The following is a 16242-nucleotide window of genomic DNA, read 5'->3' as shown; positions in this document are numbered from 1 at the left end:
CATTTTTTCTCTTATTTGCAATCATTGCTTTAAAAGAGCCTTTGGCAGCCGGTGTGATCTTCTTTTAGTCACCTCCAAAGATGTTTCGTTGTTTGAAGGGATCGTAATAAATTTCTGTGACCTTAAATTTTCCTTCAATCCGTTTGCATTGGATGATGATATCAATCATTGAAATCAACAGTCCTCGAATATCATCACGCTCTAAATCACCACCGCCTTCACTTTCTTTGACCAAAAGGGTCATCTGCTCAAAGGCTGCAAGTGCTGTTGATGCGTGAACCGTCGTAATGGAACCTGGATGGCCTGAATTGACATTGCGAATATAATAAAAGGCTGTACCATCTCGAAGCTCTTGCAAAAGAATACGATCAGGACGCATCCGTAAAGATGATTCAAGCAACTCTTTGGGGCCAACGGAGGCTAAGCCTTGTCCATCTTTTGAATAGAACATTGAGACATGGTTAGGGTGTGGGATCACCAATTCTTGCGTGTCTTCAATGGTGATAATACGCTCTTCTTGAGGAATTTTGGCGATTAATGCTTTTGATAATGTTGTTTTACCCGAACCGGTTTTTCCCGCAATTAAAATATTTTTCTGGCATTCTACAGCTTGATTTAAAAAAGAGACAAAGTCTTTATTACAGTAGGCATTGGCTAAATTATGCTCGATGATTTTGAGTTCGTTAAAACGCGTATGATAATCATTCAGTGGCGTGAAAGATACCTGCTCACATAGCGAGAAGAGACCTTTATTGGCAAGCTCTTCGAGAGAAAAACTCTGCGATGACGGTTTGCGAATTGTCATACTAATCGTGTCTTTTTCGACAGCGGGTGGAATGACAATTTGAATACGCTCATTGCCTGGTAGCGTTGCAGATAATATTGGGTTTTTATCCGATATGTTTTGCTTGGAATAGGATGCTACAACTTTCGCAATCCCCATAAGCTCATTAAAAGAGAGCCCCGGTGCTTCTATTGTTTTCCATCCATCAAATCCTTCCGTCATCACTTGATAGGGACGATTGATAACAATTTCAAAAAGGCTCTCATCTTTCAAAAAAGCACTGATGGGTTCAAGTTTTGTGAGAACAATCGCGACCGTTTCATCGCTCATGGTGTGTAAGTTTGAGTTCATTCTAAAGTTACCGCCGAATTTTTGTAAAAGTTTCTTGAAACAGCTCGATTGATAATCTGTTTTTTGTTTTCGATGACTTTCAATTTATAAACGCTGGAAAAATCTAAATCGCGGGCGACAAAGATATTCACCATTTCCCCTTGGTTTTTGGATAATGTTGGAGGAATATTGGCGTAATTTTCTACGAGAATGTTTGCGATGTTTTGTCCTGAAGAAATTGTTTCAGTTTCTTCTTTTTCCTGTTTTTTTGATAAACGTTTATTGGCATAGTGTGTTGCATCTTTTATTAGTGAGACAAGAAGCGCAGACCCAATCCTCTCGAGCCAATGGTTATCAATATCTCCATCCATACCAGAACGTCCTAAAGCATCCGTTGCCGGTGAAGCTAAGGATATAATGATACCATTGGGGGTTTTTGCTCTATTCCATAGTACAAAGAGACGTGTTTGGCCTTTTTTCAATCCGGCGCGATATTCACCAACAATTTGGGTGCCTTTATCAAGAAGCACAACACGACCATTGTCTGATAAGATATCTCTGGAGATGATACAACTGGCAAAACCTTGTTGATCACTGTTGATGGCTGTTTCTAAAATACAAGGAATAGAAGTTCCCATCGCGATGATGTAGTTTCGATTGCCAAGGGTTGAAGCACGAATACCTTCAAGCACTGTGGGTTTGAGAAGATGATTAAAACGTTGTGTCGTTTCATCAGGTTTACTTTCAAGTTGGTGAGGCAAAGCACCATTATTTGTTTGTGAATCTATTTTGCCTTGTTGTGTACTTGCATAAGCTAATACAGGAGCACGTTGTGCTGCCTCCAGCAGTGAGTCATCAGAATTTAATTGATTGATGTTTGGTGTTGGTAGCTCGACTTTTGGTAATAGAGCGTTATTTCGTTGAGGCTGTTCAAAGGGGGGAGGGGTAGGCTTTGCAGGATGAAAAAGCTCTGTTTGTTTTATAACTTTTCCTTCTTTTGAAGATTCAATTGGTTGCTTTTTGTCTGTAACAAGTGTTGAATAGGCTAAATAAAGACAGACACTGAAAAGAATAATAAGAGCAATAGCTTTCCCCACATTGTTCTGTTGACTTTTCCCTTGAGCATTTTTTATTGTATCGCGATCATTAATGCTTTTTTCATCCACGGTGTTATTCATGGCTGCTTCCTAGGTTCACTTTACGTTGTACAGATGGTGATGTCGTACCTGTTTCAGGATTAATTCCTTTTGGTACGAACCTTTTGTTAAAGATGCACAATACTTCATTCCCACGTCGTAGCGTGAATTGTGCAGCTGTTGCATGAACAATAACCTTGTTGCCTTTAATCGATTTGGGAATAAGCGCTTCTTGCCCATCAGGCGATACAATGTAAATGGCAGGGATTTCAATGTTGCCTAAAAAGGTAAAGGTTGTTGTTTTCCCATTATCATAGACAGAAGCGGGTTCAATAAGGGATGAGCCTTGAGCTTCATAAGCCCAATTGCGTGGTCCAAAATCTTCATGGATATTTAAAATATCATTGACAAAGTTTTCTTCACGTTGTTTTTCTCTTTCTGCTTCGGCTAATTTCTTACGTAAGGCTTCATCTTCTGGATAACGAAACTTTACTAAGAAATACGTCTCATTGCCGGCTGAAACATCGCCTTCACGGACTTGTAGCTCGAATTGATAAGAGCGTTGTGTTCCATCTTGGCGGCTTGTGACAATTTGTAAATTTGTCACAGGCTGGACTTCACGTGGTTTGAGAAAAACAAAGTGTCCAGCCGGTGCAACTTGCCAAGCAACCGAATTTCCAATTCCTACATAGGTTACTTCTTCATCAACGGCAAATTCTAGTTGAACCGAAGAGCGAATGGAGCCAATGATTTGTACGACGTTGTAGGGGTCATAATTGACAAATCTGATGCGGTTATCTTTACGTGCACTGACAGGCGCTGTTTCTGCAAGTGAGAGAACTGTGTGAAAGCTGACAGTGATCGTAAAAATTAAAGAGATTGTTTGTAAAAGTCTGATCATTTTATCACCTCTGGATCAGATCTATATTCCGATACTTGAAAACCAAGAGGGTTGATAAGACGATCAGACGTTGAAATGTGTGCGTTCACGTAGGAAAAATTTAAGATTGAAATCCAATGGGAAATATTTTCTTTTTCATTCAAGTCTCTGATCGTTTTATAGTAACGAACTTGGATAAGATCTTTGCTTATAAAAGAAATTGATTTGATTGTGACCGTAGCAATCATGTTATGATAAATATTTTGCGGACTTTCTGGATTATTACCCGCGTACCATTTTGCAAAACGGTTTTGTTCTTTTGGAGAAGATAAAAGAGAGATTAAGCGAAAATTGTTTTCTGCTTCTGATGCTTGAAAACCTTCACGAGCGCGAACGTATTGGCTGGCAAAATAACGCGTTATCGCTTCATCATAGTCGTTAGGGGATTCTTTTAGGGCGCTTACAGTATCAATAATGCCTGTTGAGTTATCAACGCGGATAACAAAAGGTTCTACCGTTTTCAAAGGCGTCAAAGCTGCGACAGCTAAAGCCAGCGCAATTGTCATCAATCCAAAAAGCACTGTTAAAGCCATGGAGATTTTCATCCGCACGCGCATGCTATGCATGCGATCAATGTCAAATGAGCGCGCTTCTTTTATATATTCTTCAAGGGCATCACTTTTCACGCATAACCTCCACAGTTTTATCAGATCGTGCTTCATGAATAACCGGCTTTAATAAAGCTGAATTGGCTATTACTTTTTCACTTTCCAAAGTATTGAGAATGATGGGAGTGGTAACAGGCTTTACGCTCTTTTCTGGGTAGACAATGTTTTTATTGTCCCAATTCCACTTATCTTTATTTAAAGCACGTGTATGTTTACCATTACAGCGTGGTGGTTTTTTAGGGCCACTCAAAGAGGCACAACCAGTAAGAGCGATTGTTAGGACCATAACAAAAGTTATTTTTCGTTTCATTTTTTGAACTCACAAATATCTTGGAATACAATGCATGAGAGCCTTTGTTCTGAACATTTTTACAAGTTTATGTGATGCAAGATTTTGATTGGTTTTGTTGTTAGACCCAAGATGTTAGATCTTATCTGGAACAGGATCATGGCGTGTACGCCAAAGGGCGCACACAAGGCAAAAACAAAAATGCTTATTCTTTTAAAGAGGTGCTTTATCTTAAAATCGACCACGACCGCCTCCAGATTTACCTGCTTTTGCTGCCGCCCCTGCCGCACTTCTAACAGCGTTACCGGCAGCTCCTGAGATTTGTGAAGTGGCATTTTTTACTGCATTGCCACTCGCTCTTGCACCATTGGAAAGCATTGTAAAAATCTGTCCTCCTGAAGAGACACCAGCGTTAAAGTATGGTCCGCCAGAGGCCAGCGCTGTTGCAATACCAGGAAGCGCACGGAAGATAATAACTCCTATGATCGAAATGACGATGACAGGGGGAAAAAGAACGTAAATTGATTCATATGAAACTTTGAGAACCTGTAGGATAACTTGACATATAATGGTTCCAAGCATGATTACGAGAACTTGTAAAATGGTAAAATTGATCAAAGTTGTAATCCATGCATCAGAGTATTTTCGCGTTGCATTGAACAAATACAAACTAATAAATAGAGGACCAAGACCTATAATCATGACCAGTGCAACTTGTGCAAACATTTGCACAATAAAACCACCTATACAAAAAAGAATAACCGCGAGAAGCATGATAGAACCAAGAAGACCCACAATGATCTTTTCAAAAAACCAAGCATTGTATAAGACTTCTTGATAACGCGAACTTGCCTTTAACAAAATATAATCAAAAACATTGGAGCTTGCAGGATTACTGTTAAGCGCATTCCCAATAGCATTGGATAAATCATTGAAGAAAATATCCTTGACATAAGTATTAAATGTATCCGCATTCGTTGCCATTGTTGTAACAACAACGATTTTAACAACATTATTGAGAAGACTATGCATGGAAAGCGCAACGCGACCTGTCATAACATTATAGCCATAAAGAAAGATAAAAATGATTGCGGCGAGATTTAAGGGCGCTGAAATAGCAGAAGACAGCCCACTCACCGTTGTGTCCATCACATTATCGAGGGGTTTTAAAATATACCCAGAAACGCTTTCAAAGGGAGAAAAACTAAAGTCTGACATTTGTACTCGTACTTTCAAGTTTTTCTTTTAATTTCTTTTCTTTTTCTTTTAATTGTGCCTCAAGATATTTATGCTTTTGTTGTTCCTTTTCTTCACGTAGCTCATCTTTTGTTTTCGTATCTCTTGCTTGAATCATATCAAGAGACTGAAGTTTTAAAGAATTCACTTGAAGACCTGCTTGAAGAAGAGAAAGCTTTACTTGAAGATCTTGTCGAAGGGCTTGCAATTCTTCTGGTTTTGTGTCTGGTTTTGATTTAATATTTTCAAGTTGTTGACTTATGTCTTTGATTTTTTTTGCAGTTTCAGTTGCTGTTTTATAAATGCTTTCAGCTGTTTCAGATTTTGCAGTATTTAATTTTTGTGTGTTCTCGAGTGCTTGTTTATAATATTCATCTACATCGGGTGTTGTTTGCGCTATTGCATGAGAAATAAAAGAAAAAGATAACAGTGTAACTAAGCCATATTTTTTCATTGATTTTTTCTCCTTTGATAAAATATGGGCAGCCATTTTTCAGGGGCAGCTCCATATTCGTTGATAATTTCATTCATGAGTTCAATGTTTTTTGTTGTGCCGCTTAAAACGGCGATCTCATTATTCATTCCACGTAAGTTAAGTTCTGCAACGACGGAACTTTGTCCTTGTTTGATGAGAAAACGACGGGATTCTCTGCTTAACTCTGACTGTATCAGTTCAAATTCACGCTCAGTAAGTTTGAAAGCTTCGACATAATCATTGTAATTTGCTTTTTGATTTGGAAAAAATATTTGGGTGGGGCATTGCTCAATGATTGTGTGCGCGATTGTTGAGTTCAAAGCATCTTTAGGGCTTTGTGTTGCAAAGAGCATCATGCCATTTTGTTTACGAATTGTTTTTAGCCGATCTTGCGCAAAAGCTTTAAATGAATCATCTTCTAAAGCTTTCCAGAATTCATCAACGACGATAATGATGCGCCGCCCATCAATCAAATCAAGAATGCGGTGAAAGAGATACATCATTAAGGGGCGCCGAATTTCTTCATTATCTAAGAAATCGGTCATGTCATAGCCAATGAACTGCGCATTTAAATTGAGATCATCTTGATCATTATCAAAAACCCATCCTAAATCATTGCCTCTAATCCAGCGTTGCAGCCGTATGGCAATCCCTTCTTTGGATGTGTTGTCAAAAAACAGTTGAAGGGCACCAAGAGAGCGCTGGGTTGGGGGTAAGTTTTCTAAGGAATCGATGGCTTTGGCGATATCTTGTCGCTCTTCTTCCGTTACGATTTGCCCTTCAGCGGCCACCAGCTTTAAGATCCAATTACGAAGAAAGATTTTATTTTTTTCGGTGTATTTCATGCCCTTTAAGGGAGCAATACCCGTAGGCTGCCCATTTTTTAAAGGTTTGTATTTTCCTCCTCCAGCCCGTACAAAAATCTCTGCTCCTTGATCTTTATCAAAAAAAACCATAGTTGGATTGTGTTTTTGTAATTGTGCAAGAAGAAAATTAACAATCACTGTTTTACCAGATCCTGATGGACCACAAACAAATGTGTTTCCAAGATCGCCATAATGAAAATTAAAATAGTAAGGTGAACCAGCCTGTGTTTTTAGCAATGCGACAGCAGCTCCCCAAACATTATCGTTCAGTTTGCCAACGGGGAAAGAATGGAAGGGCGATAAAGCGGCAAAGTTTCTGCTGGTAATGGCGCCTGAACGCGCACGATAGCTAAAGTTTCCAGGAAGCTGTGCCCACCATGCTGCTTCCAATCCTAAATCTTCTCTGGCAATCACTGCTCCCCCATTGGTTAAATGAGAACGTGCTTTCGATAAGTTTTCAGACAATATTTTGGGATGATCAGCAAAAACAGCTAAAGAAATGTGGTGTTCTCCCAAAACAAAACGGTTTGATTCTAAATCATCTAGCGCTTCATCCAGTGCATCGATTTGTGAGCTAGCACGGTCAGCTGCATTGATCATTTGATTTTGTTTGCGGCTCATAATCGCACTGGCGGCTGCTTTACTTTTAAAGACAAAGGATTGTGTTAAGATGAATTCAAATGGCACCGTAAGCAGACCATCAGTCATACCTGGGCGTGTTTTAGAAGGATACTCTTTCCATCCAAACATGCCCACAAAGCGTTCATTGCTTTCATGGCGAATTTCGATAATTTCTTTCCCAAAAATAACACGATCCGAGTAAATTGTTGAAGCAATAGTTCCAAATGTGAGAGGAATACGCTCACGTCTTCCCCCCACTAGCTGGTGGAGAAATTCACTTTGTTCGGCAAATAAAAGTCCTTCATGTTCATAGATTGATAGTAGACGGACTTCATACTCTTCCAAACCTTGCATAAGATCTTGACTTAACTCTTCGAGTTTACGAATAGCTTCCTCATCGGGTTCAGATTGTGTTTTCTTGGCTTTGCTCAAGCGCTGAAAAAATGAAACCAGCTTTTCTGTTTTATCCGCGACCGGATTCCAAACCAGTGAAATAAATAAATCATTTCTATACAGTTCTTGCGAAACCATTTTCTTTTTATATTTTTCATCTAATGTTGTTGCAAAAGATGAAAGAAAATGACCTTCTGGGTATATCGTTTCACGGCGGCGGATGATGTGAGAATATAAAGCAAGCCGTTCGTCTGCGATATTTTTTAAAAGGGTGTTTAATTGGTTGTGTAAAGAATTTAATTGATCAATATCCGCGGTGTCGAAATTTATACCCTCAACAGCCATCACAACCATTAAACAGCGTGAATTTAAAGCAATGACATGTTGGTTGATGTAGCGTATATAGGGAATATATTCTTCAGGCAAAGTTTCCCGTTTCATTATTGACATCTGTTTCACCAATTTCGTTCCTTCAGCTTAGTTCCTTATAAGTGCGGATAAGGCGTAAAGGGGAGGTTGAACCTCCTCCCCATCGGTTGAGGTTTTTTTGTTTTCCTCGGGTATTGAGCCATGCAAATAATACGCGAAATTGGTTGTGATCGTACTTTGTCACTTCTCGCAAAATAAAGTGTATCCCAATCCCAAGACCAAACATGGTAAAATCACTGGTCAAAATGAAAAGAATGGATGTCGCCATGACATTGAGCGCCATCGCTTCCATTGTAACACCAGCAAACATGGCCGGGCGCGTACAGGCAAGGAAAAGAGTATCTTCGTTCATTTATGCTGTGCCCGCTAATTTACCGACAAGAGCAGGGGCACCAAAAACAATAGCAATCCCCAGAACACAGTAAGCTGCTTTGCGTAAATCAATAAAGCCGTACATCCAGCCAATCCCCACAGCAGCAACACATATAATAGCAATAAGCTTTGCCGTTGGACCCGTCATCATTGTGACAATGTTGCCTAAAACACCATCAAGATTTCCCAGACCACCTCCACCACCAGTAGTAGTAGCAGCATAAGAAAAATCAGATACAAAAACTGCCGTAAAAAGCAGCATGGTCACGATAAAAATGATGTTTTGGAATCTATTATCTGTCATTTTACCTCTCTTTAACAAATAATATTTGTTTATATGTCGACATTCCATTGCCTCTAACAAACTGAAGAGTGCTGTCATTTGATGACAGTTTAATTCTTCTTGTTTGTTTGTTTTAAAAGCCTTGATCGTGGATCTGTTCACTCTCAAGCTCTTCTTCGTAAAGAGACAGAAGTCTTTTCAGGTTGAGATTGTGTTACATGAAAATGGCAATTTTAAGTTGTGTATATTGGTAAAAATAACAATATTAAAATAATGAAAGAAAGAATATCATTCTTTACAAAATGTAGTTAATCTGCAACATTTATATTTGGATTTTTTCTTTAAAAACAAGGGGATTGCTGATCAATAATCTGATATGATAGGAAAAAAACGAATTTTTTGAGCGAGCGTGTTAAGAGATGCTATTTAAATTGATTGTTATTATTTATATTATAGGGGCCACAGTGTGGGGATTAAGCCAATATAAAGATAAAATGGATTTCAGCATTCTTAAAACATTTGAGACGCAAGATATCCAAGATATTGTCGATCTTTATCGAGAAGAAAAAAAGTTGGGTAGATCTATCACCAAACAGCAATTAGAAAAAAATGAACCAGCTCTCGATTTGCAGAAGAGTGTTTCATTAAATGATGTTGCAAATAATGCTGTTGTTTTTCATGGTAAGGCTTCTGTTACAAGTGGGGTTACATTTAAATTACTGACGCCTGCTGCACAATCTTGGCGCTCACATATCTCCCGTGATATTCATCTTTATGGTGTGGACACATGTGCACCCCGTCAAAAAGCAAGATTAAATGATCAAGAATGGCCCTGTGGTGCGGTTACAACGGCTTGGCTTGTCACCAAAACACTTGGACAGGATTTATCCTGTAAACAGGCTTTGATGCACAATGGTGTTTATTATGCGCAATGTTTTGTTCAAGGGGTTGATTTAGCTGAGGCAGGTCTTAAAGAAGGTATGTTGGTACTCTCAAAAGAGGGGAAAAATCCTATTCCAGCCCAGTATCATCATGCGGAAGAAAAAGCACGTGGTAACAAGATTGGTCTTTGGTCGAGTGATTTCACTGAACCTTTAAAATGGCGGCGAGATAATGGATCCTATAACCCCTTTGCTAGTCCATGATTGGTTTTAACGAACATATTTACTTAAATTTTTATAGAGAAAACTTTATCAATAAAATTGTACCAAATCGTAGAGCAAATTTGAATAAACGGTGAGATTATTTTCGTTTAGGAAGTAAATGGATGGTACTTCCCTTTTCAAGGTAGGGTTGCTTTCAAAATCGCTTCTCTATTTTTACTTATGTGTTTTATAAAAGCAGGAAAATGTCATTGTTGGTGGCAAAGCATTTTTGAGTATTTGTGTTTGAAGGAGAAAGTGAGGCGATAAAAAACGCTCAAGAAACGGATTTCTAGAGCGGTGTTGATAAAAGTAAAAAATGAACAGACCCAAAAATGGTGTAACGTTTGATATAACGGATAGAATCTTTCACAATGCCTTAAAAGAATTCATAGCAAAAGTTTTTTCATCAGAATTTTGTCTTCAGGATTGGATCACGTTTTTTACTTCTTTAAAAGTGATCAATCTGTTGCGTTCCTTGAAAAGCTTTCATAATTATCTGCTTTTAAATTCAGACTTCCAAATGATGGATGGATTTCAAATAGACTCTACACGAAGAAATCTTCGTAAAAATGATTTGCATTGCTGATTGTTTTCTATATATCACAAAACGCTTCTATTTAAGCATTCGATGGGGAACAATAATCAACATATAAATAGGTAAAAAGAGCTCATACTTTTTTGTTATAGCTTTGTGGTTTAATGATCGTGAGATTAAGTATTATAATGCTCATAGGTTTTCTATAGGGCTAGGGGCGATGCCTATTGCAATGTAACTATTTGAAATCAGTTGGACAAAAGCATTAATGCGTCTTCTGATTTCATCATTTGTATTCAGTTTGGGCTCTTTCCCTTCTCATTGTATTTTATGACAAACTCATACGATGGCTATTGTGAGCTCTTCTTGCGTTATTTTACTCAGAGTATTCACTTTGAAAGCAAGCAAGTGATAGTGAGGCTGTATTCTCATACAGTGTGAAAATTCAACCCTCATTTGGGGGGATGATATTAACAGATAAGGTATTTAAAGAGGAGTAAAATGAAAAAAATTATTTATTATGCATGATTCTATTATTCGTCTTGGGGTGTGAAAAAACCTATAGCGTAGAAGATTTTAAAAAAGATGCAAAATTAAGAGAAGAATGGGGAACGAAGTGTTGTCTTTTTTGATGATATCAGTGTAAAAAAAGGCAAGTAGAACATTCAAAATATCGGAAATTTCCTTTAAACGTCCTGCGCTCACGCGATTTAAGCCTTTTTCATACTTTTGGATTTGTTGAAAAGTGACACCTAAATGATGCCCTAATGTTTTTTGAGACATTTTTAGCACTTTTCGCCTAAAGCGAATTTTTTTGCCTACAAAAAGATCAATATTAAGATTTTGAGCTTGCATTTTCCCCCTCCAGGTGCGAGCGCCCTCGCATTGGTATTCCGGGAGCTTGAAAACACTGAACCCTAGTCAGCATTTTGCTTTTAGTGCTTGGAGCACCTGGACATAGCAAAATCTCCCGGAATTCCGGGATACCCACATAGTGGGTTTATTTTTACGCTAGGGTTTCGGGTTTTCAAGACCCCTTTTGATCGTTGCGTATGCGATCAAAACATTTTTCGATTCATAAAGTAATTTTAGGAGATTGGCAATAAAAATAGTTTTTCTTGAGACGGATAGATTTTTTTAAATAGGAGGTTGTTTGCCTTTCAAAGTTTTAAGGTTTGCTTACTCAACTCATGACATCAGATATGCATTTTACGAAGGTAAAACTTGGTTTTTAAGCTCAAGTCACCGCTTACGGTGCTGTCCTTAACCAATAACCAAAATGACTTGTTTTGATGCGTCTGAGATATCATGATGATAGGGGAAAGCTTTTATGAGTAAAGAGCCCTCATGCAAAATAAACTCAAAACATTATAGATCTTATTGTTGTATATTCACATGTTTGTTTTAGAAGATATTTCTCAATGTTAGCGCCTATTTTACAATGGTGCTTCGTAAAGTATGTAGCGTAAAAGCCTCTATGAATGGGATAAAAGCTATATTGCTATCTTTACTGAAAAAAAGATGCTCGGACGGCACATACTCTCTGCCAGTTCAAAATATTACGACAGTTTTTGCTTTGAAAGGGAGCATAAGAGCTATTTTTTCTTTCTTCACGTGTTTTTATCTGTACGCTCTCTGCTTATAATGTGTAAGCGAATAGGTTTTTATTGATTCAATATAAACAAATTTGAAATGAGAAAATATATTGGTCTTTCTCATGATGCATGTTTTTAAGAGGGGGATACGTTTATTTTTTCAGTGAAGAATTTGAGTATTTTAGATAAAAAACTCTATCAACGTCGTTGTTGTTAGAATTAAAATTTTTATGAGAAAAATGAACATTGGGGAATGATAAGCTTTTGCTATCAAGCATTTTAGAATTTTGCACAACTTAATGATAACTTAGTTATTTTATCATTTCTTATGATCTCTATAGACGATAAAAAATTGGGATATGGTTTGAGAAAGCAGATGACACAAGTATTATCTTTCGGTAAGTAGTTTTGAAGTAAAAGACAGCTTTAAATGACAAAAGAGATAGGTGCTCCATGAATGAACTTACCCATATTGAGACTATTATAGCGCATTATGATGCTGTTTTTTGTGATGTGTGGGGTGTTGTGCATAACGGTGTACATGCATTTGAACCAGCGTTGAAGGCGTTGTATAAAATCCGACAAATGGGAAAAACTGTCATTTTATTAACCAATTCTCCTCGGCTACGGGAAGATGTTGCTGCTCAATTACAAAGCATGAATGTTCATAGCAACTATTATGATGCCATTATCACTTCAGGGGATGTAACACGCGATCTCATTCAGACTGCTCCACGTAAAGTTTTTTTCATTGGTTCACAACGTGATTTGGTGCTGTTTGAAGGGTTAGAGTGTGAATTTGTTGAAGAATGGGAGGCTTCTGTTGTCGTCTGTAGCGGTTTTCTTGAAGATTTTGACGAAGAACCCTCTGCTTATGAGGAGATGTTTTGTCGCATGCGGTCGCGGAATTTACCTTTTATTTGTGCGAACCCAGATGTGATTGTCCATTATGGAAATAAAGAATTTTGGTGCGCTGGTGCATTGGCTCGTCTTTATCAACAATTAGGGGGGGAAGTGCGCATTGCTGGAAAACCTCACGCGCCTATTTATGAATGTGCCTTTGAAGAACTTCAAAAAATACGGGGAACAGTAGAAAAAAGTCAAGTTTTAGCTATTGGTGATGGTCTTTTAACGGATATTAAGGGGGCGGCTCACTTTGGTCTTGATGCCCTTTATATTATGGGGGGGATTCATCATTATGATTATACGCAAAAGGGTGTGGTTGATAAGCAAGCTTTGCATTCTTTTCTTGAACATCATGGTTATAAACCACAAGCAATCATGTGGGCACTTCAGTAATGACTAATTTTTTGCGTCTTCAGGGAATTCATATGTTTCCCTCGGCTTGGCGGGGAGCAGTGTTGGCACTTGGAAATTTTGATGGTGTTCATTGTGGGCATCAGGTGGTGTTGCAAAAAGCACTTGATTTCGCGCGTATAAAAAAGAAACCAGCTGTTGTTTTAACTTTTGAACCCCATCCAAGAAGTTTTTTTCAACATTCAGCTCCTGTCTATCGTTTGACAGAGGCAGCTGAAAAAGCTGAAATTTTTAAAACCCTTGGTTTTGACGGCGTGATTGAACAGCCCTTTGATGCACAGTTTGCCGCTCTTTCAGCGGACGAATTTATTAAGTCGTTTTTAAAGGAAGTTTTTGATGTTTCAGTTGTGGTGACAGGCGAAAATTTTCAATTTGGTCATCAGAAAAGTGGAAATGTACATCTTCTTTGCCAAAGGGGAGAGAAATATGGGTTTGAGGTTGTGCAAGTTCCTTGTGTTGCTCGTCCTCAAGAGTCACAATCTTTGATCATTTCCTCGAGTTTTATTCGGCAACTTCTCTCACAAGGGGAAGTGGACAAAGCAGCCCATTTGTTAGGGTATCACTATCGGATACGCTCCAATATTATTCAAGGTGAAAAACTTGGACGTCTTTTGGGATTTCCTACCGCTAATCAAATGTTGCCTCCCCAAGTTCGTTTGGCTCATGGTGTTTATGCGGTACGTTTGCGTCGTGCGAACGGTGTTTTGTATGATGGTGTTGCAAGCTTTGGTTGTCGTCCAACGGTTGTTAAGGATGGGGCGCCCCTTTTGGAAACCTATTTGTTTGACTTTAACGACGACCTTTATGGGGAAAGCTGTACCGTTTCTTTTTTCCAGTTTTTGCGAGGACAAGAAAAATTTGATGGACTTGAACCTTTGATTGCGCAAATGCATCGTGATGAAAAGAAAGCAAAAGAAATTTTAAAGACAGTACAACCATTATCAAAGTTGGATAGGCTGCTTACTTTTAAAAATATGTCCTAAACTGATCTGAAAAAGAGAGAAGAGCCGTAAAAATAGCACTTAAAGTGATTATAATCACAAAGATATATTCCAAAACATCGTGGAATATATGTTTTTTCCGTTGTTGAGAGGGAGAATCGAATATCTGAAGATCTGATTTTGGCATCATTTTTTTCAAAGTTAACTTTATGGTTTTTGTTGTCATTCAAAACTTTACTGCTTGTTTCTTTCTGATCCGTTAAAACTCATCATAAAAGATGCAGTAAAGAATAAGCACCCAGCCTATTTAGCAATAATAGACGTGAAGAGGGAGAAAGGCTGTTTTTAAAATTTCTTGCGATTTTAAGCTTATAGTTTGATAAAATTTAATTGATGACTTTTTTTATTTTAAAAGTTTATTGTTTCTTCTTTCTAATTTGTTTTATTATATCATTTATGCCTTATCATCGTTTATGATGAGAGTTGGTTTGTGTAACCTTACGCATGTGATATTTTGTATTATGTGATGAATATTTTTAAAAAAGGTTTGTTTGTCAAGTCTCGTGAAGAAGATCAGTGGTTAGCAGCAGTTTTCGTGCTAACCAATCACGTAAAAGAGAATGAAGCTGCTGGAAGATGCTTTAAGTCTCCTTTTTCTTGTATATTGTGATGGGGAATGCATATTAAGGAGACTGCGATTGATTGCAGATAAAAAGAAATCATTGCGAGAAAGCAGGTGTATTTGTTTCAAAATTTCTAATGCTTTTGATGGATAAAGGCACAATTTTTTTGTCGTAACACTTCAATCTTTTAGATTCTCAAGCTAAGAACTATCCATATATCTCCTTTGTCCTTCACAAATGTAACGCCTATAATGCAAAGGAAATATAGTCTTGTAAGGATATAAAAACACAAAGCCAATAATGTTTTGTTGTTTTTTGATAGAAGTATTGGATAAAAGTTAGAACATCTTTCCAATCTATGTTCGACCTATTCATGACTTTATGGTGTTGTTTTTCTCATAAAACTTTTTCTTTAGTGTTCCTCAATGTGAGCAGTATGTTTGAGATAAAGATTAAGGCGCTTTAATGCTCTCTCTACTGTTACAGCTTTTGTATGCTAGATGAGGAGAGCCCTATTGCATTATCCATTTGCGTATTCTCTGAAATCAATCTGCAGCCTTATTGGGGAAAATATGAAGTTATCAAGGGAAAAATCAGTCCAGATGACTGTCTTTTTTAAATTCGGCTTTGCTACTTTCAAAAGCGTCCAGAGCAATATCTCTTAAATCATGAAAATAACAGTTTCAGGCTTTTGTTGTTCTTTGAATAGGATATCAGATCCCACAGGTAAAATAAAATGCTGGAATATCCTTGTTTTGCTAATTTATGCACTTCTTTTAAAGAAATATCTCTCAACGCTTCTCATATTTATTTTCATGATGGCTCTCATGAATGGTATCATGCAAGTTTCGTTGAGCGCTATCATCTTTATGCCTAATAAAAGAGCAATCCGACACCACCAGTTATGACACCACCAGTTATATTGACAAGCCTTCAGTGTTGTACAGTCTTGGCTATTTGAGAGCGTTTATGAGAGTTTGTTCTTAACTCGTTTTATTTCACACGAATACTTCCTGCTTGTGACATGCAAGAAACACGCTTTTGATTGCTTCACTATAAATAGACTTGAGAGAATCTTACGGTATTAGGATTTCTCACTCAACGTGCAAAACAATTAATTGTTATAAATCAATATGTTGTAGTTAACCATAGATTATGGCTTACGGCTTTTTTTATAAAATACTCTGCATACCTTTTATTCGGAATATGGGGTTTTCTTAGTGGTTTTACTGTCGTTTTAGGTGTCTGTGGCGTACGAATTAGCTCGTATTGGTAAAGGAAGAGAAAAAGAAAGTGGAGCAGTGATAAAAGGTGGGGTAAAAAT

Annotated in this window: 14 protein-coding genes and 1 pseudogene; 4 read left to right on the top strand and 11 right to left on the bottom strand. The window is 37.7% G+C overall.

Features of this window, described 5'->3' with window-relative positions; all coding sequences use genetic code 11:
- Positions 1-64 precede the first annotated feature (64 nt).
- The 10 genes from virB11 to ACFIMX_RS04015 form a co-directional block, all read right to left on the bottom strand.
- Complete coding sequence (gene virB11, locus ACFIMX_RS04060; protein WP_375618281.1) at positions 65-1135, bottom strand: P-type DNA transfer ATPase VirB11; 1071 nt, start codon at positions 1133-1135, stop codon at positions 65-67.
- Positions 1132-2292 carry a type IV secretion system protein VirB10 gene (gene virB10 / locus ACFIMX_RS04055; RefSeq protein WP_375612191.1) on the bottom strand — a complete coding sequence of 387 codons (1161 nt, stop codon included), beginning with the start codon at positions 2290-2292 and terminating at the stop codon, positions 1132-1134. Before virB10 ends, virB11 begins: the two co-directional genes overlap by 4 nt.
- Positions 2285-3151: a P-type conjugative transfer protein VirB9 gene (virB9, locus tag ACFIMX_RS04050; protein ID WP_375618280.1), complete on the bottom strand. Its 867-nt coding sequence runs from the start codon at positions 3149-3151 to the stop codon at positions 2285-2287. The genes virB10 and virB9 overlap by 8 nt, the downstream gene beginning before the upstream one ends.
- Positions 3148-3852 carry a virB8 family protein gene (locus ACFIMX_RS04045; protein WP_375618279.1) on the bottom strand — a complete coding sequence of 235 codons (705 nt, stop codon included), beginning with the start codon at positions 3850-3852 and terminating at the stop codon, positions 3148-3150. Before ACFIMX_RS04045 ends, virB9 begins: the two co-directional genes overlap by 4 nt.
- The gene (locus ACFIMX_RS04040) at positions 3806-4108 is read right to left on the bottom strand and encodes a type IV secretion system protein VirB7 (protein WP_375618278.1); all 303 of its coding nucleotides are present in this window, start codon (positions 4106-4108) and stop codon (positions 3806-3808) included. Before ACFIMX_RS04040 ends, ACFIMX_RS04045 begins: the two co-directional genes overlap by 47 nt.
- Positions 4109-4318: 210 nt before the next feature.
- Positions 4319-5305 carry a type IV secretion system protein gene (locus tag ACFIMX_RS04035; protein WP_375618277.1) on the bottom strand — a complete coding sequence of 329 codons (987 nt, stop codon included), beginning with the start codon at positions 5303-5305 and terminating at the stop codon, positions 4319-4321.
- On the bottom strand, positions 5292-5777 hold the full coding sequence (locus tag ACFIMX_RS04030; RefSeq protein WP_375618276.1) for a type IV secretion system protein VirB5: 486 nt from the start codon (positions 5775-5777) through the stop codon (positions 5292-5294). The genes ACFIMX_RS04035 and ACFIMX_RS04030 overlap by 14 nt, the downstream gene beginning before the upstream one ends.
- The gene (locus ACFIMX_RS04025) at positions 5774-8128 is read right to left on the bottom strand and encodes a VirB4 family type IV secretion/conjugal transfer ATPase (protein WP_375618275.1); all 2355 of its coding nucleotides are present in this window, start codon (positions 8126-8128) and stop codon (positions 5774-5776) included. Before ACFIMX_RS04025 ends, ACFIMX_RS04030 begins: the two co-directional genes overlap by 4 nt.
- Before the next feature lie 22 nt (positions 8129-8150).
- Positions 8151-8459, bottom strand: coding sequence for a type IV secretion system protein VirB3 (locus ACFIMX_RS04020; RefSeq protein WP_273723684.1), 309 nt, complete (start codon positions 8457-8459; stop codon positions 8151-8153).
- Positions 8460-8783, bottom strand: coding sequence for a TrbC/VirB2 family protein (locus ACFIMX_RS04015; protein ID WP_375618274.1), 324 nt, complete (start codon positions 8781-8783; stop codon positions 8460-8462). It abuts the gene before it with no gap.
- Positions 8784-9181: 398 nt separating this feature from the next.
- On the opposite strand from ACFIMX_RS04015, the gene ACFIMX_RS04010 reads away from it, so the two are divergent.
- Positions 9182-9907 (top strand): hypothetical protein, encoded by a 726-nt coding sequence (locus ACFIMX_RS04010; RefSeq protein WP_375618273.1) that lies wholly within the window; start codon positions 9182-9184, stop codon positions 9905-9907.
- 1059 nt (positions 9908-10966) lie between these two features.
- Positions 10967-11074 (top strand): EexN family lipoprotein, encoded by a 108-nt coding sequence (locus ACFIMX_RS04005; RefSeq protein WP_375639563.1) that lies wholly within the window; start codon positions 10967-10969, stop codon positions 11072-11074.
- On the opposite strand, the pseudogene ACFIMX_RS04000 reads toward ACFIMX_RS04005, so the two are convergent.
- Positions 11052-11297, bottom strand: a pseudogene (locus ACFIMX_RS04000) (helix-turn-helix domain-containing protein); the annotation flags it as partial. The gene ACFIMX_RS04005 and the pseudogene ACFIMX_RS04000 sit on opposite strands and share 23 nt — an antisense overlap.
- A gap of 1193 nt (positions 11298-12490) precedes the next feature.
- Here ACFIMX_RS04000 and ACFIMX_RS03995 point away from each other — a divergent pair.
- On the top strand, positions 12491-13336 hold the full coding sequence (locus ACFIMX_RS03995; RefSeq protein ID WP_375618271.1) for a TIGR01459 family HAD-type hydrolase: 846 nt from the start codon (positions 12491-12493) through the stop codon (positions 13334-13336).
- Complete coding sequence (locus tag ACFIMX_RS03990; protein WP_375618270.1) at positions 13336-14337, top strand: bifunctional riboflavin kinase/FAD synthetase; 1002 nt, start codon at positions 13336-13338, stop codon at positions 14335-14337. Before ACFIMX_RS03995 ends, ACFIMX_RS03990 begins: the two co-directional genes overlap by 1 nt.
- Positions 14338-16242: the final 1905 nt, after the last annotated feature.

Origin of the sequence: Bartonella sp. AD24XZML, from assembly GCF_042196485.1 — a bacterium.
Lineage (GTDB): Bacteria > Pseudomonadota > Alphaproteobacteria > Rhizobiales > Rhizobiaceae > Bartonella.
Note: the sequence above shows the minus strand (reverse complement) of the source record. Positions and strands in the feature narration are given on the sequence as shown.

What these genes read in the sequence shown, in the direction of transcription:
- ACFIMX_RS04030 (WP_375618276.1), bottom strand. Translation starts at nt 5,777, where the DNA reads ATGAAAAAATATGGCTTAGTTACACTGTTATCTTTTTCTTTTATTTCT.
- ACFIMX_RS03995 (WP_375618271.1), top strand. Translation starts at nt 12,491, where the DNA reads ATGAATGAACTTACCCATATTGAGACTATTATAGCGCATTATGATGCT.
- ACFIMX_RS04025 (WP_375618275.1), bottom strand. Translation starts at nt 8,128, where the DNA reads ATGTCAATAATGAAACGGGAAACTTTGCCTGAAGAATATATTCCCTAT.
- virB9 (WP_375618280.1), bottom strand. Translation starts at nt 3,151, where the DNA reads ATGATCAGACTTTTACAAACAATCTCTTTAATTTTTACGATCACTGTC.
- virB10 (WP_375612191.1), bottom strand. Translation starts at nt 2,292, where the DNA reads ATGAATAACACCGTGGATGAAAAAAGCATTAATGATCGCGATACAATA.
- virB11 (WP_375618281.1), bottom strand. Translation starts at nt 1,135, where the DNA reads ATGAACTCAAACTTACACACCATGAGCGATGAAACGGTCGCGATTGTT.
- ACFIMX_RS04015 (WP_375618274.1), bottom strand. Translation starts at nt 8,783, where the DNA reads ATGACAGATAATAGATTCCAAAACATCATTTTTATCGTGACCATGCTG.
- ACFIMX_RS04045 (WP_375618279.1), bottom strand. Translation starts at nt 3,852, where the DNA reads ATGAAGCACGATCTGATAAAACTGTGGAGGTTATGCGTGAAAAGTGAT.
- ACFIMX_RS04035 (WP_375618277.1), bottom strand. Translation starts at nt 5,305, where the DNA reads ATGTCAGACTTTAGTTTTTCTCCCTTTGAAAGCGTTTCTGGGTATATT.
- ACFIMX_RS04010 (WP_375618273.1), top strand. Translation starts at nt 9,182, where the DNA reads ATGCTATTTAAATTGATTGTTATTATTTATATTATAGGGGCCACAGTG.
- ACFIMX_RS03990 (WP_375618270.1), top strand. Translation starts at nt 13,336, where the DNA reads ATGACTAATTTTTTGCGTCTTCAGGGAATTCATATGTTTCCCTCGGCT.
- ACFIMX_RS04040 (WP_375618278.1), bottom strand. Translation starts at nt 4,108, where the DNA reads ATGAAACGAAAAATAACTTTTGTTATGGTCCTAACAATCGCTCTTACT.
- ACFIMX_RS04005 (WP_375639563.1), top strand. Translation starts at nt 10,967, where the DNA reads ATGATTCTATTATTCGTCTTGGGGTGTGAAAAAACCTATAGCGTAGAA.
- ACFIMX_RS04020 (WP_273723684.1), bottom strand. Translation starts at nt 8,459, where the DNA reads ATGAACGAAGATACTCTTTTCCTTGCCTGTACGCGCCCGGCCATGTTT.